Raw genomic sequence first — 19,509 nt, 5'->3', positions numbered from 1 at the left:
GAGGGCGAGTGTTTCGTTGCCCCTGGTCTTCATCAACCACCGCGTGATTGTCTGAACCCAATATACTCGCTAAGTTAGCACTCGAACGGCAACATACCCTGAATCGGCGTCCTGGATGATTCTGTTACGTCGCGACGTTCGAGGGCGCTGACGCGCACACCGATCAGCCGGATTCGACGGTCGAGAAGCACGCGCTTCAAGCATTCGCCCACGGCACGCCGAATTGCCGCGGAGTCCATCACTGCTTCCGGTAACGATAGGTCACGCGTCACGACCTTGAAGTCCGCAAACTTGATCTTCACTCCGACCGTGCGTCCACTATAGCCCTTGCGCATAAGGTCACCCGCGACGCGCTCGCAAAGCGACGTCAGTGTTGGCGTGAGGATAGCGCGGTCCGTGCGCACATGCATGTCGCGCTCGAAGGTGGTTTCGCGGCTCATCGACTTCGGCTCGGACGAGACCACGACTGTGCGCTCGTCGAGGCCTCTGGCAATCCTTGTTAGCCACGCTGCGTACGTGCGCCCGAAGTGCTCCTGCAACAGTCCCAGGTCCGCCGCTGCGAGCTCACCGACCGTGTGGATGCCGATGCCGGCCAAGCGCTCGCTGGCCCGTGGCCCGTGGCCCGATGCCGTTCACCTTTTTCGCGGCCAGTGGCCAGATACGTGATGCCAGGTCGTCCATCGTCAGAATCGTCAGTCCGTCTGGTTTGTCGAGTTCGGACCCGATCTTCGCCAGCAACTTGTTCGGCGCGACCGCGATGGAGCAGGTAAGTCCTGTCGCCGCCCGCACTGCCGCCTTGATCTGGCTGCCAATCTCGCGGGATTCGCCACCGACGTCTGTGAGATCGATGTAGATCTCGTCGATGCCGCGGTCCTCGATCTGGTCTGTGAACGTGCGCACCGCGTCCTTGAACAGCCGGGAATAGTGTCGGTAGGAATCGAAGTCTGTGGGTAGCAGGATGGCGTCCGGCGCGAGTTGCGCGGCCTTCATCATGCCCATCGCGGAGAAAACGCCAAGCGCGCGTGCTTCATAGGTGGAGGTTGTGACGACACCGCGGCCGACATAGTCGCGAAGTCGCGCAAACCGGCGCGTCCCGTCAGGCAAGGTCTCCGGCATCGCGTTGCGGCCGCCGCCGATCACGATAGGCTGTCCGCGCAGCTCGGGATAGCGCAACAACTCGACGGATGCGTAAAACGCGTCCATATCGAGGTGGGCAATCCGCCGCGGCCGATCACTCATCACGTCGTCTTTACAACCGAACCACCGAGGAGCCCAATCAGCGTGCGCGCGTTGCGTTGTCCCTGGTCCTCATAGTTGTTGTTGAAAATCACGTGCGTTCGCGCAACGTGCGCGGCGATCGCGCGAATCCTCTCGGCCAGCTCGCCAAGTTCGTCGTCACCGTAATCGTAATTGAACCGGTCGCTCGCTGATTTCGCATCTTTCACGTTCCAGGTCGCGTGATTTCGCCCGTGCAGACGAATCACAGCGAGCGCCTCGTTCGTGACTTCCCACACCGCGGGAATGCTGTTTGTCGGCCCCTGCGGCTCGTCGACGATCACGTTGATTAAGCCATGCTCGCGCTCTAACGCGAGCGTCGACGCCGTAGATTTTTCCGTGAACCACGAGCGATGCCGAAACTCCGTGGCCAGCGTAAAGCCTGCCATCGCGTCGGCACAGCGCTCCACATGAGCACGGCCGTCGGGATTGTTCACGATCCAAGGTGCGAACTGAAAATGCACGGCGCCGAGCTTTCCCGCCTCGTGTAGCGGCTCGATCGCTTCCCGATATCGACGCCATAGTTCTTCGACAACCTCGTCCGGCGTGTCTTTGTAGTACAGGTTCTTCTTGTCGCTGGGCGGTAGCGCAGCCTGAATGTCTTTTGGCAGCTTCGCGCGTTCGGTCTGATGTCCCGTAAATAGCCGAAACGCCTTGATGTTGAACACAAAGTCGGAGGGCGTACGCTGAGCCCACAACACGGAGTTTTGTCCGCTCGGCATCGCGTAGTAGCTGGAGTCGACCTCGACAATCGGAAACTGGGTCGCATAGAAGCGCAGGCGCGCCTCCGCGCTCGTGCAGCCCGGCGGATAAAAGCGCTTGCTGGCGATCAGTGTCGGGTCCGTCCACGACGCCGTGCCTACACGAATGTTCATGTTGCGCCTCCGATGCGTTCGTTATGGATCAGCGGAAGTTCCGTCCGACTGTGGGCAAGTCACCCAGCAGGCGAGTGACATCAACGAGCCGACGAGCAACCAGGTGACGAACCTCGCCTTCTCGTTGCCACACGCCGTACACGGCGAGCAGCGACGAGCCCAATGCTTCGCGCCGAAACTTTTCCAGTACCGACTCCCAGACGATGATATTGATCACGCCTGTTTCGTCCTCGAGGGTCATAAACATCACCCCCTTCGCGGTCCCGGGTCGTTGCCTCACGGTGACGATCCCACACGCCCTTGCCAGCTGCCCGTTACGATAGCGCATGAGCGCCTCCGATGAGATGAGTCGCATTTTCTCGAGGCGAGGGCGCAGTAGCGCGAGAGGATGGCGGCCGAGCGTGAGACCTAGCGAGCGATAATCGCTCACGATCTCCTGGCCCTCTGTCATGGCCGGGAGATCCGGCGTTGCGTCATCATCGACGGCACCGCGTAGTAAGTCGCGATCAGGCACGGCGGCAACCGCCTGCCACAATGCCGCGCGCCGTTCGCCGGCGAGCTGGCGCAACGCGTTCGCCGCAGCCAGCGCCTGCAGATCCTTGCGATCGAGCTGCGCGCGGCGCGCCAAATCGTGTACGTCGCGAAAGGCTCGCACGGCCCGCGCGCATTCGATACGCGCGGCCGCGTCCTCCTTCAGCCCACGAATAAGCGATAGACCCAGCCGGAGAGGGGAATCCGTACCGTCGCCCTCGATCGTCGTATCCCAATTGCTAACGGTGACGTCGACCGGCAGAATCCGCACGCCGTGCCGTTTTGCATCCTGCACGAGTTGCGAAGGCGAGTAGAAACCCATCGGCTGGCTGTTCAGCATCGCGCACGCAAACGCCGTGGGCTCGTGGCGCTTAAGCCATGCGCTCGCATACACCAGCAGGGCGAAACTCGCTGCGTGACTCTCTGGAAAGCCGTACTCACCAAATCCCTGGATCTGCGCGAAGATCGCCTCGGCGAACGCGCGGTCGTACCCACGCTCAAGCATTCCGGAGACGATACGCTCGTGATAGGCTTCCAAGCCTCCCTTACGGCGCCACGCAGCCATCGCGCGACGCAACTGGTCGGCCTCGCCGGCGGAAAAGCCCGCCGCGAGCATCGCGACCTGCATGACCTGTTCCTGAAAAATGGGCACGCCGAGCGTTCTCGACAGCGCTTGCTCCATCTGCGGACTCGGGTAGCTGACAGGCTCGATACCCTGTCGTCGACGCAAATACGGATGCACCATGCCACCTTGAACCGGGCCCGGACGCACGATTGCCACCTCGATCACGAGATCGTAAAAGCAGCGCGGCCGCAGTCGCGGCAGCATGCTCATCTGCGCACGCGACTCGATCTGGAAGACGCCAACCGTATCAGCGCGGCAGATCATCTCGTACGTTGCAGGGTCTTCCGCTGGAATATCCTGAAGTTCAAAAACCTCGCCACGCTTTTCCGAAATCAGATCGAGCGCCCGCCGAATCGCCGAGAGCATGCCAAGGGCGAGAATGTCGATCTTCAACAGCCCGAGTGCCTCGATATCGTCCTTGTCCCATTGAATGATGGAGCGCTCAGCCATCGCTGCGTTTTCGATGGGTACCAGGCGCGATAGCTTTCCCCGGCTGATGACAAACCCGCCACTGTGCTGTGACAGATGCCTCGGAAAGCCGAGCAGCAGGGCGGCAAAGTGCGCCCACTGTCGAATGAGAGGGGCTTCGATATCAAGACCCGCTTCCCCGAAGCGCTCGAGCAGATCACGGCTCGAATCGAACCAGTGATGTGCCTTCGCGACGCGATCGATGATTGCAAGATCAACGCCGAGCGCCTTGCCTGACTCGCGAAGCGCGCTGCGCGGCCGGTAGGTGGTCACGGCAGCCGTCAGCGCCGCGCGGTCACGGCCATACTTTCGATAGATGTATTGGACCACTTCTTCGCGGCGCTGGTGCTCAAAGTCCACGTCGATGTCTGGCGGCTCACCGCGTTCCTTGCTGATGAACCGCTCGAACAACATCGACGAGCGTGCCGGATCGACCTCGGTTACGCCGAGGCAAAAACAGACGGCCGAATTGGCCGCTGAGCCGCGTCCTTGGCAAAGGATGCCCTCGTTGCGCGCGAAGCGCACGATGTCGTACACCGTGAGGAAATATGGCTCATACCGCAGCGCTTGGATCAGCGCGAGCTCGTGTTCGATCTGCTGCTGCACCTTGTGCGGAACACCCGCTGGCCAGCGCCGGGCTGCCCCGATGTACGTCTCTTGCCGCAGATAGGTCTCGGGCGTAAAGCCCGCGGGCACCAACTCGTCAGGGTATTCGTAGCGCAACTCGTCAAGCGAAAAGATACAGTGCCGCGCGATGTTCACGGTCTCGGCAAGCGCATGCGCCGGATATAAATTCGCCAGACGCAGGCGAGATCGGAGGTGCTGCTCTGCATTGGGCGCGAGGTCGTATCCGCACTCAGTGACCGGCCGGCCGAGCCGGATAGCGGTCAACACGTCTTGCAGCGGCTTGCGTGACCTCACGTGCATCACCGGCGCGCCAGTGGCGACGATCGGAACACCATGTCGCGTGGCCACCCGCTCGACTACGCCGCGGTGGATGTCGTCCATCGCCCGAGCGTGCAGCGTTAGCGCGATCCACGCGCGATCGCCGAATGTACGCGCGAACCACTCGACCTGCGTGCTGAGCCGCGCCTCGTTGGCGGGAAACTCCGGCGAGAGGATCGTGACGCAATCAGGCAGGCCCCTGAGATGCGTGTGCGGGCGCTCTGGGTGGTCTAGATCCCGCGTCGCCAATCGGTAGCTACCTTTCTCTGCGCGCATGCGGCCGAGCGTGATCAACTCACTGAGGTTGCCGTAGCCCTCGCGCGTCATCGCCAGCGCCGTGAATGACAGCGCGGTCGATGCGTCAACGTTGGTGAGCCGGAAGTGGGAGCCAACGATGAACGGGATGCCCGCCTTCTTTGCCTCGACGTGCGCGCGCACGACGCCGGCAAGGGAACACTCGTCGGTAACAGCGAGCGCCACGTAGCCTAACTGCGCCGCACGCGCGGCAAGGTCCTCTGCATGCGATGCACCATGCAGAAACGAGAAATTCGAGGCGCACTGTAGTTCCGCATAGTCGGGCAGCGCACCGAGAGTCGGCGCCGTCATCGATTACCCGAAGAGACCGTGTAGGAACCAGCGCGGCGCACGTTCGTCGCGACTACCGACGCGCTCGCGATAGATCCAGTAGTGCAAGTGGTTCTCGGCCTCGGCAACGAAGTAGTCGCGCGTGACGATATGGCCATCCTGCCAGCCGCACTCGATACGCTCGCCAGGCGAAACCATGCGTAGTGGCGTGCCGTAGAGTGGACGATGGCCGCGCATGATGAGCTGGATTGGCTCGTCGAGCAGCCAGGTGGGGCGGGGCAAACCTGGTGGAACGTCAGCGCGCGCCGACGGCGCGTCGCTGCCGACCGGTACCCACTGTGCGGCCACTTCTGGCCGAAAGTCCGCCACCGGGCTTGGGCGCAAGACATTGTCGGCGCCTAGCCGCGCGACGAGCAGCTCAATGAGCCGTGCGTGATCCTGCGGCGAGCCGCCTGGCTCAGGAAACAGGGAGTCGCTCGATGCCTCCGCCTGGCGCACATCCTTCACTTCGAGACGCAAGGCGACAACAGGCGCAGCGAGCTCGACGCGCGTGAGCCGCTCCTTGAGCAGCCGGACGAGATGCTCCTCGTGCCACGTTGGCTCGGCCAGCGCAACTTCAACGGCAGTCGGAGCAATGGCCGTGCGGCCACGCTCGTGCTCGAGCGAGAGCGTGTAGCGCGCGACGGCCAGCCGCTGCGCCGCGAGCCATCCAGTCATCTGCAGAGTCAGCCGCCTTGCGGCGAAAAGTACGGCCTCGACGTGTTCGACGCGGCTCGGCAATTCGATTCGAGTGTCGAAGCTCGGCGGCATTTCGAGCCACCGATGCGCTTCGGGCGCGACGCCAACCGCACAGTCAAGCGCGTCGAGCAGTGCTGGACCACATCGCTTCTTGAGGCCCGCACGCGGAAGACGTCGAAGATCCTCGATTGTTTCGCATCCCAAGCCGTCGAACCACTCTGCATGGCGACGTGCGAGCGGTAAGGTCAGCACGTTGACGCGTTGAAACGCCCGCTCGACGGAGCGCCGCGACAACGCAACGCCACCGATCGAGCGCGCCAAAAGCCACGCGGCCTCGCCCGTCGGTGCGAGCGAAAGTTGTACCGTCAGGCCAAAAGCGACGACCGCTTCTCGCGCGCGCCGTCGTAACTTTCGCAGTCCGCCAAAGAGCCGCATGCTCGCCGACACCTCAGCCAGCACGATCGCTTCGTCGGCGATCGTCACGCATGGCGTGAACTGCATCATCGCGATGGCCAGGCCACGCAGCAGCTCGGCCTCGCGGCCTGTATCGCGGTCATGCACCACCGCGTTGGGCGCAAGCGTGAGCACGCCACCGCGTCGCATGCCGGCAACGACACCGAGCATTCGCGCGGTGTCGTCAAGGTCAAGGACCCGTCCTTTGTCGATCACGACCACGCCCGCCTCAGACGATGTCGTGAACCAATTCGGGAGAAAGCTCTCGAGGGCGAGGCGGGGCAGATGAAGACCGATCCAATGCATTTCGATCAAACAAAATCGGGGAGGGCGCAAGCGGCACGAAAAGCGACTCGTCGCGCGAGGGGCCGCGGCGCTTCACAAACGACACGCTGATGCCGCTGCTAAAGGGCGCCACGAGCAGGCGCAACGGCGAAGGCGATGTGGACGCGGCCGCGGCGAGCGGCCGAAACAGAATGAACAGACTGTCCGAGCGCTGGGCCGCGAGTTGCATCCGGCGCAGCGCCTCCGCCCGAATCTGCGATTGCCACAAGAGGACGGCACCGGCCGTTCCAGCGTGAAGTACCTGCTCGGTAGCCCACAGCGCGTCGGCCGTGTTTGCCGCTTTCAATACCGTGAGGTTGCGGGTTGGGAGACCCCACCAATCGAAGGCGGCAGGTTGAAGGCGATGGGGCGGTTGCAGAAAAATCAACGGACGCGCTGCGAGAGTCGCCAGGGCGGGCCGAAGCAGCCGTAGCTCGCCGCATCCCGGCTGCGGAATCATCAGCTCAATCAGCGAGCCTGTCGGCCACCCACCGCCAGGTAGCTCGCGGTCCAGATCGGCAAACCCACTCGCAACGGTGCGGCTCACCGGCGCGGCAAGCTGCGACGCCCGCCACACGTACGGATGAATCTCTTCGGCATGGACGGAGGCAACGGACATGGGCAAAGCATGGATACCTGTATATTTATACAGTATGCTACACGCAATTCGCCAATTGTGAACTGGCACTTTTTGGGAGGGTGGCCCCATGGACGCCCGCGGACGCAAGCAGGTTGCTCATCCGATGCCGGAGATGGCCGCCTTCGTCGTAGAGCTGAAAGCAGCATTCGGCGATGCGGTCATCGACGAAGCAATTCGACGCGGTAAAGCAGGTGAGCCGACGTTCTACGCATGCGAAAATGGCCGGTCTATCGGGACCGCCAGTCCGACCATGCAGAACGCCTGGCAAGTCGACGAGGCGTTGCACGACCGGCACTATTGCGCTGGATGTGACGGTGCATGCATCGGCCAGGACATCCGGTGCAGTCAGGTAGCCGAATTTGGCTTGAAGGTAGGGAGATGAAATGTTGCGAGTTCTAGGCGTAATGCTGCTGGCTGGCGCTTCCGTTGCCAACGCAGGCGAACACTACGTGGAAGTCTGGAATCCGCCCGAAGCCCGGCAAGCGTTACATGCCGGCAGTCACGCCGCGCTAAAACCTAAATCACATCGTGTGTCGGCAACCACCCACGCGGCAAAGGTGAAACCGTACCACGTGGTGACGAGCTCGCCAAAGCCGGCCAAACATGTCCGAGCGGCCCATGCCGTATCCGTCAATACCACTCCCCAAGCGCGGGATTTCCCGCCTTTGCTGACCCCAGAAGGCAATGTGCTGCGCGTCGGTGCTCAAGAAGCTCAGCCACAGGTGGTGCGATGATGGATGCCGAGTTCTATAAAGGGTATTCGATTTGGGGACACGCCATCGGCCAGGGCGCGGGGTATGCCGCCGGCGGCACCATCACGCGCGACAACAAGCTCGTTGAAACGTCGGGCGTGCTGGGCAGTTTTGAAACCGAGGAAAAAGCAGAACTTGTCGGTCTCAACTGGTGCCGCGCCTGGGTAGACAACCACGGCTGAGAGGTCGCCTCCCCACGCCGCAGGAATAGATCATGAACGTCGTCTGCGGCAATGCTGGCTGGACGGATAATTCGCGGATCGCCTGCAAGCAGCTATCTACTGGGCTGCGCGAAACCTTGCACGAGGCGATCTACCGGGTATGGTGAAAAGGGAACGGATCCGGATCGGCGTCATCGCACAATATGGCGAGTGAGACGGCTTACAGGAGACTGCTGTGTGCACAAACTACGCCGCCACGCGGCGACGCGTCTTTGAAAAGTATTACGGCGTCGAGCCGCCGGCCGATGAATGGCGCGACGACGTCTACAAGGACTATGGCGCGCCGATCCTGCGCCGGGGCGAGGAGGGCGACCGCCGCGCCGACCTGGCCACGTTCGGCATGGTGCCGCGCAAGCACATCCCCGTGGGCGTGAAGGTCTTCGACACGATGAACGCGCGCTCGGAGACCGTCGGCGAGAAGCGCAGGACGAAGCAGCGTAAATCGTAGCTGATCTAGCGGTTTGTGCTGCAGCGTTCGGGCAAAAGCCTAGGCGTTTTTTCTTTTTTCGGCACCTCAGTGGGCGACGACACGCCGAAGCTCATTCCCCAAGCTCTGTCCTAATGTGCGCTTCTGCGGCCTCCCGACCATGCGCCACAGCCTCAAATTCATCTTCGAACGGCTGATTGCTGTTGCGCTCGAGCGTGAACGTATCCAGGCCGCGCGTGGATCCGATTGGGCGGATGCGGACAAGACAGCGATAACGTACGAGGTAGGATGGTGAAAAGACCTGCGCCGATTCCACAATCAACTGCGGCTGTAGGCCGATTTCGAAGCCCCGATAGTCGTAGTGATACAAGCGCTCTAGCACGTGATGTCTCCTACCTCTCAGAGTGAAAATTACAGCCAGTGTCGACCGGATTTGAGTGAGAAAATGTGTAGTTATGCGAACGGAATAGCTCCTTTCCGTTGGCGTTCCCAGCGCTACAGCTGGCTCATACGGAGGTGGCTATGTGGTGCCCACACTGCGCCAAGAACCTCGAGCGAGTTTCATCCTACCGTCGATAAAAGGACTCATCGCATTCTCTCGCGTAGCGCTCTTTGCCGTTGTCGCGTGCTTCGCAGCTCGTGCGCAGCGTACACCACCAGAAACACGCCAATGATCGCCGCGGCCACTGCCAGCGACTCATCCTGTTGGCTGACACGGTGAAGCGCCGTTGCATAAATCCAAAGGCCCATCCCTACGCTTGTCAGGAACACGCCGAAGATCAATCCCCAAACCGGCCCTGCCGTTCGGACCTGCAGTCTGTCACCCATCTTCATCGACCCTCCCGTACCATCTACGCGCGGCTCAGGGCCGCGCACGACGCGCATCGTGTGCGGCGTCATACTGTTGATCACTCCGCGTCCTCCGCATCACGCGTTCTAGTCGGTAGCCGTAACCGTAGATCGGCGCGAGCCGGTAGCCGTTCTCCGGGCGCAGGCCAAGCTTCGTGCGCAGCATCGAGATGTGCGTGTCGATCGTGCGGTTCAGGATGTCCGTCGCCTGTTTCCACACCAGGTCGAGAATGTGCGCGCGAGACAGCGGGCGACCGAGATGCAGGAACAGCAGCAGCGCAAGTTCGAACTCCTTCTGCGTGAGACTCACCGGCGTGTTGCCGACGTACGCCTGTTTCAGCTTCACGTCGAAACTGAACTGGTCGAATTCGCGCACCGCGGCCTCAACATTGACCGGATACACGCGGCGCAGCAACGAGCCGATGCGCGCGCACAGGACCGGGCCGGACACCGGCTTGACCACGTAGTCGTCCGCGCCGGCGTTGAGGACCTGCGCGATCCCCGCTTCATCGTCGCGGCAAGTCAAGAAGACGATCGGAAGACGGTGCTCGGTTTGATTCGCACGCACCCACTTCAGCACGGCTTCGCCGGACATATCGGGCACGATCCAATCGAGCACCAGCAGATCGAAGGTTTCGCGCCGCAGGCGCTTCTGCAATGTCTTGCCTTCCTTGAACGCATAACACGTATGGCCTGCGGCCGTCAGCGTTTGAGTGACGAGATCGACCTGAGTGGGATCGTCCTCCAATACAGCAATTCGCATAGTTCTCCGCAAACGACGCCGTAATCCCAACTGGGCAGAATTCATACCGTTCAGCTCGACGGCAAGGTCACGCATCCTTCGACGTCGTCGACGGCGACCGCCATGAACCGGGACTGCTCCAGAACACGCGATGCGGCGCGGGCACGCTTGAATTTTCCGGATACGGCTGGGGATCCCGAACGCTTTCCGGACCATGCGGATCACGTGGACTAACCTGTGAAGCCTGACTCGACCACTGCAGACGACGCGGAAGGATGCGCCCTGCGTCAGTCAGAATCTGCAGCATCTCCTCGAGCACGCCGTCCGTGTGCCACGCACAGTACCGGCGCCGACACGTCGGCATGGATGGATAGCCGGCCGGCAATCTCGTCCACGGCCCTCCGGTTGTGATCACCCAGAGGATCGCGTTGGCCACGTCGCGCGATTGCACGCGCGGCCTGCCGCGCCGACTGAGACTGACGATCGGTGTGTCATCCAAGAGCGGAGCGAGCAGCGTCCATTCATGGTCGGTGAGTTCAACAAAGCTCATGCGTTTTCCCACACAGCCGGGATGGGCCGTGCCGTCGAAACCCCGAGTTCATGGATTCTTTATTTATTGCTACGGCGTCGGTGAAGGACCGACAGGCAGGCGATCAAACGGCTGCCGAGCAACGCGACGGTCGGCTAGCACCACACGACACGATCATAGGAGACTGTACGCCGATAGACATTACGCCCCTGCCACGTGGTGTATTCCATATAGGCGTTGGCCAGCACCACAATCCAGTTGTTCAACTTCATCGCTACCGCTCCGGTCAATGCGTTGCACGATATGCCGGTTCAACCGGCGCTGGCTCGGCACGTAGCGAACAGGGCGCTGTACCCTGGCATGCGACATCAACCGACATGTGTGAGGAGCATATCGATGCCCTAGAGCAGAAGTGCAAACAATTGTCAATTTGAGACCGGTGACAGGGTTCGCCTCAGGGCTGCCGTCCGGGGTTCTTTAGTCCGTTCGGTTTCCATTGCGGTTTCCTAATCCACAGTGCGGATCCGGCTGAGCTGATGGCTGCGGCCGAGTCACCGAAGTTGAAATGAATTACCAAATAAACCGCCGCCCCTAGCGGTGGCCGCCGCCTCGAGACCGACGCTCTCGCTTCTGCATGCCAAGATTCGACGCCTGGTGCTCCGATGGAGCACCAGGCGCTTCTTTCGTGCGCGCTCGCGGGCGAGACTGATCCCAACGACCGCGCGCGACGCGGACAAAACATCGGCACCAGCACCCAGCGCAGCTGGGTGAAAAGACGCGTAGCCGCGTGCGGCTTCGCTTCATGTGTCCGGGCAGGTCGGGGAAACCCGTATTGCGCTCCTTCCTTTCGTATCGGGTTAAGCGCGTGAACGGCCTTTGGGGACCAACGGAACGGAAAGTGCACATAAGCGTGTTCGCACGGACAGGCTTCGATTCCCGATTCGCCTGACTGGCGCTTTCCTGAGCTCGTTGTTCAGCCCTCGCGTTGTTTGCCGCTCCGGTTTTCGCGCGTCCGGCGCACTCCTGTGCCGTCTGCAGGTGCAGCCGCGTACGTTCGTGTGCGGTGCCGTGACGCTCAAGTCACCGGTCGAACCTGAACGTCGCGACGCTATGCAGCGTTGCGTCATCCGTTTCGACAATCCCCTGTGTGTTTGCGAAGGCGGAGCGATTGCCGTTGCTCAGCACGGCCCAGTAGCACTCACCGCCGGCGGCATGAAAACCCGACTCCGGATCGCTGATACCGCAGGTGATTGTCACACGCATGCCTTGCCAGCCACGCCCTGAGAAGCGCTCCGCCTCTGGGGGACGCCCGGTCCGGCGTTCGTTGTCCATTTACCGCCCTCATCACGCTCGAATACGGCCTTCTCTTCGGCGACGGATTCGAGCGCTCCGTCGAAAATCTCGAACGAAATGAAATAATCACTGTTCCACGTGTTGCGGCCGACGATCGCGACACAGCGGTCGCCGCCAAGAGCGGGACACGGTTTTTTCACCTGCCGGTTCGCGAGATAGTCGAACGAGATCCCCAGCGCCGGATCCCGATAGGTTTTCCAGCCCGCGCGCTTCACCCCTTTTAGCGCTTCGATGCGCTCGCGGTAGGCGCCAGCGATGCAGGCGACATCGCTGCACGCGTCGCGCTGCCTGAGCCACGCGCGTTGTGACTGGATCACCGCCCCCTGGTCTTCGGCAGTGTCGATGGCGCTGTCATAGCGCTCGCGAGCGAACCGTCCGCTGACACGAGCGCATTGCGGCCACAGATCAGACGGTCGTTGTGAGCTTTCGCATTGGAACAGTCTATGCCCGCGGCATGCGCGGACAGCGCGATACCCATTGCAGCGACGGCAAGACAAAGGCGACGAAAACTGGACACGAGAAATAGTGCGATCTGTTTGCGGTTATCGCTTTCAACGAATCGCTTCGTGAGTCACCCGGCCTCAGTGCGTTGATTCAGTTCAGGTGATCAACACGTTTTCACACAGGCTGGGTCAGAAAGCGACTATGTACGCCGCGGGAAAAAGCATGCATGGGTCACTTCTTCGGACAAGACGGGGAACGTTGTGGTAAGCGAGGTTATAGATTCAACGATGGCTGTCCACGTTTATGGGCGGCGGTAGGACGAACAATTAACTGCGGCATAAAGTCCGCTCCCGAGAGGGGCGGGCTTTATGCGTCCTTTTGTTTGCTAGCGGCGCGGATACACGGCGACCGGCGCTTCGATCACGTCGAGGTAGCGCTGGATTAGGACCTGCACGTTTTCCCACAGCAGCTTCACTATACGTAGATCTCGGATTGCATTTCGGAAACCAAAGTCGCGCCCCACATAACACGGGCGGAGAAGATGTAGCGCGACAGCGTGCGATTCGCAAAAGTGCACTCGACCTCGAATCGCAATGAGGCGGAGGCAGGTACCAGACGATGAGCATCAACATCAAGGCGGGCCACCTTATAATCGACCTCATCGTCCAGCAAATGATGCAAAAGTCGACTTCGCACTTGCGCGAATGTGTCTGCCACGATAGCCACAGGCCATGACGGATACTCGTCGAAATGTCCCGCAAAATTGCTTAATGGCAATGGGCGGCTGTGTGCGGCGAGCGATCGCTCCCCAGGTACCTCATATTCCAAAGGTACCGGATTGCGGTATGGTGAGTCCTCTGGTCGTTCAAAGGGCCCAGTGTAATGCTGCTTGAATACCCGGGAGAACGTCGACTCTGACAAGACCTGATATTCGCATTGAAGGTGAGCGAATGGCTCGCCGTCGTTCGCAACCACGTCAGCAATGACTGACCGGCGGCCCTTATGCCGCACCGTGGCGACGGCCTCGAATGCTCCTGTCCCGGTCGTACCTGCTCTGCCACCAAGCATCGTCAGACGTCCCTTCGTTGCAAGATAATAGGTCATTTCTGCTGGGCCGCCGGCCGCCGCGGCGCAACTGCCTAAGATGGCCAAGTGTCTGCCAACTTCCGCGGACGCGATTGCCCCGCGCTCATGGCCCACGAATTGCTCCGGTGAGAATGTCCCCCGAACGGACTGGTCATGTCCTCTGGATAACTTAGAGAACGAAAAATAAGGTGGGTGAACGGCGATTCTTTCGCATAGTGCTGCGATATCTAAAGATTCCATGTTTTTCCTCGTACTTGCGTGCGTCACGAATGGACGGCTATTAAGGGCTCTGTCAACTTGTCTCGATATCGACAAGTTGACAGAGCCGCGGCGTGGTGAGGTGCTGAAACGTCTGGGTGTTCGTGACGCCCTGCAAGCATGCAAAATGCGACTTCAGCACGACCCGGTACTTGGTGTAATCCTTCGTCGTCTGGATCGTGGAGAAACCCGCGATGTACCCGGAGAATTTTCGTATGGCTGCGTCGTCCGGCACAATCGTGAAAGCTGCATCGCGGCTCAGGTAATCGGTGCGCGTGAGCTGAAGCGGGTGGGTAAGTACGATGCTCAGCTCACTGGGCGAACCGATCTTCTCGGTTGCATTGAACTCCACAGCCGATAGCAGTGCCGCGCTAGCAGTACTGGGCACATCGAGAAAACACGCCTGACGTCCCGGTATGTCCTGCAATGCTGCTTGTATATTCGCCATGGGCTTGGCCTCAGTGCTGATTTCGGGGAGACACGGCCAGAAGGAATGGGCTGCAAAGGAGGAGCGAGCCGTGATAGTGACCTTTTACGGGCGACTCAACCTTATAACCTCTGCCATGGCATGAATCAATGGTTCGGAGCCCTTTTAAATGTCACTTTTTGTCAGGAAGCAATATCTGACAAGTTACGATGATCTAATAGCTTTATGGACCAATACGCCATTGAGGTGAATGTTTTCATTTCGTTTAGACGGCGTCGTATCGGAATTGAGATTAGCATTGGCGACCGCACTCGCGAATACAGTCCTGACCGGGCACAAACGGTGGTACGAAGGCGCGTGCGCTCCTGGAATCGAATTCGACTGATGTCGCACCGCCGAAGAGTGTGCTGCCTTGACTTACGCGGCGGAGAGCGTGATGCATCAGCACAGCGCTATCTGACTTTCAGGGGGCCTTTGCTCCTGATAGTTCCGTCTCGCAGGTCGAGACGCGTTGTTCCCCCTCGCACAAAGGAGATTGTCGATGACGAAGTATCTGTATCTGTATTCCGGTGGTGGCAAGCCCACCAAAGAAAAAGACGCCAAAGCGCAGATGGCGGCATGGATGTCCTATTTTGGCAAACTCGGTTCGGCACTGGTTGATCACGGCACGCCGCTGATTCCGGCCAGCACATTGCTTGGTACCGCGCAAGCCAGTGCTGCCACGGGCTTTTCGATCATCCAGGCCGAATCGCATGACCAGGCCGTCGCGCTGACGGCCGGACATCCACACCTTGCCAATGGCGGTGGCATCGAGGTGTTCGAATACATGCCCATGCCCACCATGTAATAACGCACGACACCCGTCCTGGAGACGGGTGTCTTGCCGGCGTGAACCCGCAGAGTAGCAATGTGTACGTGTACCGGACGATATGCGTCGTGCCGTCCAGCACGCCCTGAGGAGTTCAAAGTTCGCGGTGGCTGGCCTGACGCCAAGTTGCCTTCCAGTCTGCAACGCCGTGCGCTCGCAGCCATCCTTCATCACTTCCCGCAGGCGTACCGCGAGCGGAAGTGCCATTTCTTTCATCGCTGACGAGGGGGATTCCGGCTGTAAGATGGAGCGTGAACACGAAAGCGCTGGTTATCGTTGAACGGGGCGATGGGGTCCGAGAAGTCATCCGCTGGCCCCGCTCGCTCGCCCGCAGCCTGCCCGAACGGTCGCACTACAGGCTTGAGCCCCCGCCCGGGCGTAGCAGGTTGTGCCTTGCGGACGGCAGCCTGCCCCTGCGCGAGCTGACTGGCGCTGAGCCATTGCTCGCGATACACGCCTGCAGGATTTCTGGTCGTCACCAGAGGAGCCGCCGTGAACAGCACCTGCAATGCGGGTCGAAGTCGCATGTTCCGTCTCTTCTGATTTCCAGTTAGACGCGCCGTGCAGCATAGCCGCGGCAGGTCATACACGGTCCAGTCACCGATGAGCACCTCCTTTCGGGATCTCGCGCCTGGACTGGGCGGGTAGCAGGGACAACGGATCGACCTGCCTGCCATTGCGCCTCACCTCGAACTGCAGCACGCTATGGCCGTCTTCCTTCACACCCACCTCGGCAATGACCTGCCCCTGCGTCACGGCCTCGTTGTCCTTCACCAGCAATCTGCCGTTCTGCGCATAGGCGGTCACCAGACCATAGCGGTGCTTGATGATCACGAGCGGCCCGTACGCCGCGATGGCGGTGCCCGCGTAGACGACACGGCCGGCCGCGGCCGCTTTCACAGGTTCGCCAGGCGCGCCACCGATCAGCACCCCGTGTGATTTCCCCGCGACGAACGGCTCAATGACACGTCCCTGCACTGGCCAGATGAAGCCTGACGCCTTCAGTGTTTCTGGCACCTCCAGCACAACGTCGTGAACCGCTGGCGGCTGGCGGTCCGCAATGACCGGCGGTGCAACCCTGAGTAACTGGCCCGGCACAATGGCCTCGCTGCCAGCCAGCCCGTTCCAGCGGACAACGTCCTGTAAGCGCCGGCCGAATGCAGTCGCGATGCCGTCAAGCGAGTCACCCGGATTCACACGGTAGTAGCCGGGCGGCACAGTCATGCGCGACACGCTCGTGTTATCTGATTGCGGCCTGGTCCACGAAGGGGAGGTACAGCCGCTCGCGCCCATGAGCACTACTGACAGAAAGACCATGAATGTCAGTCGTGTCAGCGGCGCGCATGCGGTTTTCTTGTGGTTCTGGATCATCGGAGTTGAAGCGATCCGAAATGGAAGAATTTAGGCGAATGTCAGGTGCCGACGCTGGATGCGGCGAAATGCGTCACGCGCGCGATGCCATCGGCCCGCAGGATGCGCACGCGGTCACCTGCCGCGAACACCTCGCCGTTCGTGTCCTGGCTGATGGCCCACAATTAACCGTTGTCGAAGCGCACTATGATCTCCAGTCCATCATGAATAGCCACGCCGTTCTCGATCGCGTTACCCGCAATTGCACCGACAATGCCACCGATGATGCTGGTAACCAGCGAACCGTTGCCATCGCCCAGCGTGCTGCCGGCCACCGCACCCAGTGTGCCGCCGCCGACTGCACCGAGTCCGCTGGGTTGCCCGTCACTCGAGCTGATTTTCACGGGCCGCACGCTTTCTATCGTCGCGATACTGACCGTTGCCTCGCGCTGTGCCTGCGACACGAGATAAGTGTCGGTCGAACTCGGACTATAGGCGCACCCGCCAAACATGAGTGAACTGGCAAGCACGGAGATGGGAATGAGTTTCGCTAGGACTGTCGTGCTGGTTTGTGGCATGTGTCGGTTCTCACAGGAAGCGCGGGCGGCAAAACGGGACTTCCGGTTCGCGCTGCGCGCCGCATTTCACCTGCCCGCATACGCCCTTACGGCTTCACGACCTCATCACCTTGAGCGGTGGCGGCATGGTGGCGGTGTTGCGTGTGGTGATGTCTGTAATGGTGGTGAACCGCAGGCGTCTTATTGTCGGTGGGGGGCCATTGGTGCTGACGCCTGCGCGAGCGCATTGATCGACAGGAAGCCCATCATTGCGGCCACAATTGCTTTCTTCATGATTTCGTTTCCTCGAAGGACCAGCTTCAACATACCGGCCAGTCGACCGGTCCTTCCAGGAACGTCTGACATGATCTGGCGTTGACGCTGCAAAGGTGACGCGAGGCAAGTTTTGCAAAATTTGACGTTCACCGCCGCCAGAATCGCAGCCTGTCCAAGGCCATATCATAAAGCATGCCTAAAGATATATGAGTTATCAAGAGGCGAGCAAACAGCGGCTGCATCGCCTTTGCTATCAGGATGTTTCGCTAGCGGCAGGCATGAAAGCGACTCGTACGAGTCAGAAGTCTGCATGGCTTAGGACTTACGTTCGCCGCTCTGATCTAGAGCCAGACAAGGGTTTCAGGAATTTAACATTTGATGCGGAAGCCCTGTTTATGCACTGCTGACTTGAGAAAGGTTGTCAATTTCCTTTGACGCTTACTGGTATCACGGCGCGTCTACCAATGTGTCGAACAAAAATGAATTGAACAACCGCTCTTACCTGCGGATTCAACCGGTCGATGCAATGGTTTGATGAAATCGCTCAGCCGGCGTATCGAAGTTTAGTGTTTTTTGTGGGCGCTCATTGGGCCGCCTCGCGACGGCATTAAACTTGGCCTGTGAATAGACAGGCTGATCGGTACCTTTAGGGAAGTGCTGCGTCAGAAGCTCACTCGTGTTTTCGTTCGAGCCGGGTTGCCAGAGACGCAGCGAGTAATCTTCAAGCACTCAATCTCGCCGTAGAAATCATTAGTCTGCCGAAATGCCGTTGTGAAACCGGGCGTCGCGAGATGCCTTTGCAGAGGCTTGAGCCGTGTGGATCGAAAGACCCACGCGCGGTTCTGCGGAGGGTGGATACGGGTAATCGCGCCCAGCTACCCGACAATACCCCGGCACCGCGTTACGCTGGCGGCAGGCACGACCAGCATGAGGCGCCCGTTTGATAGGCAAACGCCATGTAGTCGTTGAGGCCATCCCGGAATGATCAAGCAGGAAAACGATCAGATAAGTCTCGGTAAGAGTGTTCGGACTTCGTCAAGCAGATCTGAAACAGCGTTGGGATCGTCGGATATGTGTCGAAGTAAATGCTTCTGGAATAGGCCGTCGAGTAGTGCATACGCGGCGCCCGGTGTGATCGTCGGCTGCCCGCCGCCGAGTTCGGCATAGCGCGTGACGACACGCCAGACCATGTCCTCGAGGCTTTTGTCGATCTCATTCACCACGTCGCGGAACGCCTCCTCGAACAGCGCCTGCGCGCGCAAGTCGTACCAAAGGCAGTGCATTTGCGGTTCGTCGCGGATGGTCTCCGCGAGCTTGTCGAGGAAGCCGTTCATCAGCTCTTCACTCGATTGAGCGGCAGCTGTTACGACGTCGTAGCGCGTCGCACATTGTGCCTTCAAGTGCCGGATGCTGCAGCGGATCAGGTCGAGCTTGTCCTCGAAGTAGTACGGCAACACGGCGTGTGTGAATTCGGACTTCTGCGCAATCTCGCGCAGACTCGTCTTCGCGTATCCCAGCTCCGCAAGCGCCTTCAGCGCGGCTTCCGCAAGCTCAACGCGGCGCGCTTCGTATTTGTCCACCGGATTGCGCCTCGGTCGCGCGGAACGCTGCTTCGTCGCGGTGGGCGCGATGTCGTCCTGCCTCGTCATCCTGCTGTCGTCTCCCTTCAACTGTGCCGCGCGCCGCACGATGCCGCGCGGCATGCACGGATCGCCGTCAGCGGGTGACTTCATTGTGCGAAGCAGCGAAACAACTGTCAAGGAAAAACTTTTCGGTCGTTCAAATAAATCTTGACAGTCGGAAAAATAAAAATCACCATCCGGTAAAAAATATCTTTCCAATTGGTTAGAGGTCGTCGGATTCCGGCAGACCTGCCCGGTTTGCACGTCGTCCGGCACAACTTTGAAGCGT

18 protein-coding genes and 3 pseudogenes are annotated in these 19,509 nt (G+C 60.3%); 5 read left to right on the top strand and 16 right to left on the bottom strand.

Going from position 1 to position 19,509, the window contains the following annotated elements:
* Nucleotides 1–74: 74 nt before the first annotated feature.
* The 5 genes and pseudogenes from dinB to imuA form a co-directional block, all read right to left on the bottom strand.
* A pseudogene (gene dinB, locus FAZ95_RS36970) lies at nt 75–1,239 on the bottom strand (DNA polymerase IV).
* Nucleotides 1,239–2,150: a DUF72 domain-containing protein gene (locus FAZ95_RS36965; protein ID WP_137337252.1), complete on the bottom strand. Its 912-nt coding sequence runs from the start codon at nt 2,148–2,150 to the stop codon at nt 1,239–1,241. The pseudogene dinB and the gene FAZ95_RS36965 overlap by 1 nt, the downstream one beginning before the upstream one ends.
* A 28-nt stretch (nt 2,151–2,178) precedes the next feature.
* Nucleotides 2,179–5,325 carry an error-prone DNA polymerase gene (locus tag FAZ95_RS36960; RefSeq protein ID WP_137337251.1) on the bottom strand — a complete coding sequence of 1,049 codons (3,147 nt, stop codon included), beginning with the start codon at nt 5,323–5,325 and terminating at the stop codon, nt 2,179–2,181.
* Between the two features lie 3 nt (nt 5,326–5,328).
* Nucleotides 5,329–6,666: a Y-family DNA polymerase gene (locus tag FAZ95_RS36955; RefSeq protein WP_254700184.1), complete on the bottom strand. Its 1,338-nt coding sequence runs from the start codon at nt 6,664–6,666 to the stop codon at nt 5,329–5,331.
* Nucleotides 6,667–6,724: 58 nt separating this feature from the next.
* Nucleotides 6,725–7,438: a translesion DNA synthesis-associated protein ImuA gene (gene imuA, locus FAZ95_RS36950; RefSeq protein WP_137337249.1), complete on the bottom strand. Its 714-nt coding sequence runs from the start codon at nt 7,436–7,438 to the stop codon at nt 6,725–6,727.
* Nucleotides 7,439–7,526: 88 nt separating this feature from the next.
* Between imuA and FAZ95_RS36945 the strand changes: the two genes are divergently transcribed.
* The 4 genes from FAZ95_RS36945 to FAZ95_RS39680 all read left to right on the top strand — a co-directional run bounded on the left by FAZ95_RS36945 (nt 7,527) and on the right by FAZ95_RS39680 (nt 8,880).
* Nucleotides 7,527–7,841, top strand: coding sequence for a hypothetical protein (locus FAZ95_RS36945; protein WP_137337248.1), 315 nt, complete (start codon nt 7,527–7,529; stop codon nt 7,839–7,841).
* Between the two features lies 1 nt (nt 7,842).
* On the top strand, nt 7,843–8,193 hold the full coding sequence (locus FAZ95_RS36940; RefSeq protein WP_137337247.1) for a hypothetical protein: 351 nt from the start codon (nt 7,843–7,845) through the stop codon (nt 8,191–8,193).
* The gene (locus FAZ95_RS36935; protein WP_137337791.1) at nt 8,193–8,393 is read left to right on the top strand and encodes a hypothetical protein; all 201 of its coding nucleotides are present in this window, start codon (nt 8,193–8,195) and stop codon (nt 8,391–8,393) included. Before FAZ95_RS36940 ends, FAZ95_RS36935 begins: the two co-directional genes overlap by 1 nt.
* Nucleotides 8,394–8,607: 214 nt before the next feature.
* Nucleotides 8,608–8,880, top strand: coding sequence for an SOS response-associated peptidase family protein (locus tag FAZ95_RS39680; RefSeq protein WP_175425867.1), 273 nt, complete (start codon nt 8,608–8,610; stop codon nt 8,878–8,880).
* A gap of 91 nt (nt 8,881–8,971) precedes the next feature.
* Here the strand turns inward: FAZ95_RS39680 and FAZ95_RS36925 are convergent, their stop codons facing one another.
* The 7 genes from FAZ95_RS36925 to FAZ95_RS36895 all read right to left on the bottom strand — a co-directional run bounded on the left by FAZ95_RS36925 (nt 8,972) and on the right by FAZ95_RS36895 (nt 14,568).
* Nucleotides 8,972–9,241 carry a hypothetical protein gene (locus FAZ95_RS36925; protein ID WP_137337246.1) on the bottom strand — a complete coding sequence of 90 codons (270 nt, stop codon included), beginning with the start codon at nt 9,239–9,241 and terminating at the stop codon, nt 8,972–8,974.
* A 203-nt stretch (nt 9,242–9,444) separates the two neighbouring features.
* Nucleotides 9,445–9,693 carry a DUF3824 domain-containing protein gene (locus FAZ95_RS36920; RefSeq protein ID WP_137337245.1) on the bottom strand — a complete coding sequence of 83 codons (249 nt, stop codon included), beginning with the start codon at nt 9,691–9,693 and terminating at the stop codon, nt 9,445–9,447.
* 28 nt (nt 9,694–9,721) lie between these two features.
* Complete coding sequence (locus FAZ95_RS36915) at nt 9,722–10,471, bottom strand: response regulator transcription factor (RefSeq protein WP_137337244.1); 750 nt, start codon at nt 10,469–10,471, stop codon at nt 9,722–9,724.
* Nucleotides 10,472–10,538: 67 nt separating this feature from the next.
* Nucleotides 10,539–11,000: a transposase gene (locus tag FAZ95_RS36910; protein ID WP_137337243.1), complete on the bottom strand. Its 462-nt coding sequence runs from the start codon at nt 10,998–11,000 to the stop codon at nt 10,539–10,541.
* 1,232 nt (nt 11,001–12,232) lie between these two features.
* Nucleotides 12,233–12,649, bottom strand: a complete 417-nt coding sequence (locus FAZ95_RS36905; protein WP_137337242.1) for a lysozyme inhibitor LprI family protein — start codon at nt 12,647–12,649, stop codon at nt 12,233–12,235.
* Between the two features lie 601 nt (nt 12,650–13,250).
* Nucleotides 13,251–14,102 carry a hypothetical protein gene (locus tag FAZ95_RS36900; RefSeq protein ID WP_137337241.1) on the bottom strand — a complete coding sequence of 284 codons (852 nt, stop codon included), beginning with the start codon at nt 14,100–14,102 and terminating at the stop codon, nt 13,251–13,253.
* Between the two features lie 52 nt (nt 14,103–14,154).
* Entirely contained in the window at nt 14,155–14,568 is a 414-nt protein-coding gene (locus FAZ95_RS36895) for a contractile injection system protein, VgrG/Pvc8 family (RefSeq protein ID WP_137337240.1), read from the bottom strand.
* Nucleotides 14,569–15,088: 520 nt separating this feature from the next.
* Between FAZ95_RS36895 and FAZ95_RS36890 the strand changes: the two genes are divergently transcribed.
* On the top strand, nt 15,089–15,394 hold the full coding sequence (locus FAZ95_RS36890) for a YciI family protein (RefSeq protein WP_137337239.1): 306 nt from the start codon (nt 15,089–15,091) through the stop codon (nt 15,392–15,394).
* 618 nt (nt 15,395–16,012) lie between these two features.
* Here FAZ95_RS36890 and FAZ95_RS36885 read toward each other — a convergent pair.
* The 4 genes and pseudogenes from FAZ95_RS36885 to FAZ95_RS36870 all read right to left on the bottom strand — a co-directional run bounded on the left by FAZ95_RS36885 (nt 16,013) and on the right by FAZ95_RS36870 (nt 19,496).
* Nucleotides 16,013–16,786 (bottom strand): peptidoglycan DD-metalloendopeptidase family protein, encoded by a 774-nt coding sequence (locus FAZ95_RS36885; RefSeq protein ID WP_254700182.1) that lies wholly within the window; start codon nt 16,784–16,786, stop codon nt 16,013–16,015.
* 41 nt (nt 16,787–16,827) lie between these two features.
* Nucleotides 16,828–17,343, bottom strand: a pseudogene (locus FAZ95_RS36880) (outer membrane lipoprotein).
* Nucleotides 17,344–18,108: 765 nt separating this feature from the next.
* Nucleotides 18,109–18,300, bottom strand: a pseudogene (locus tag FAZ95_RS36875) (IS30 family transposase); the annotation flags it as partial.
* A gap of 299 nt (nt 18,301–18,599) precedes the next feature.
* Nucleotides 18,600–19,496, bottom strand: coding sequence for a TetR/AcrR family transcriptional regulator (locus FAZ95_RS36870; protein WP_254700180.1), 897 nt, complete (start codon nt 19,494–19,496; stop codon nt 18,600–18,602).
* Between the last annotated feature and the right edge of the window lie 13 nt (nt 19,497–19,509).

The sequence above is a fragment of the Trinickia violacea genome, assembly GCF_005280735.1.
Classification (GTDB): Bacteria; Pseudomonadota; Gammaproteobacteria; order Burkholderiales; family Burkholderiaceae; genus Trinickia_A; species Trinickia_A violacea.
This window is presented reverse-complemented; position numbering and strand designations above follow the sequence as displayed.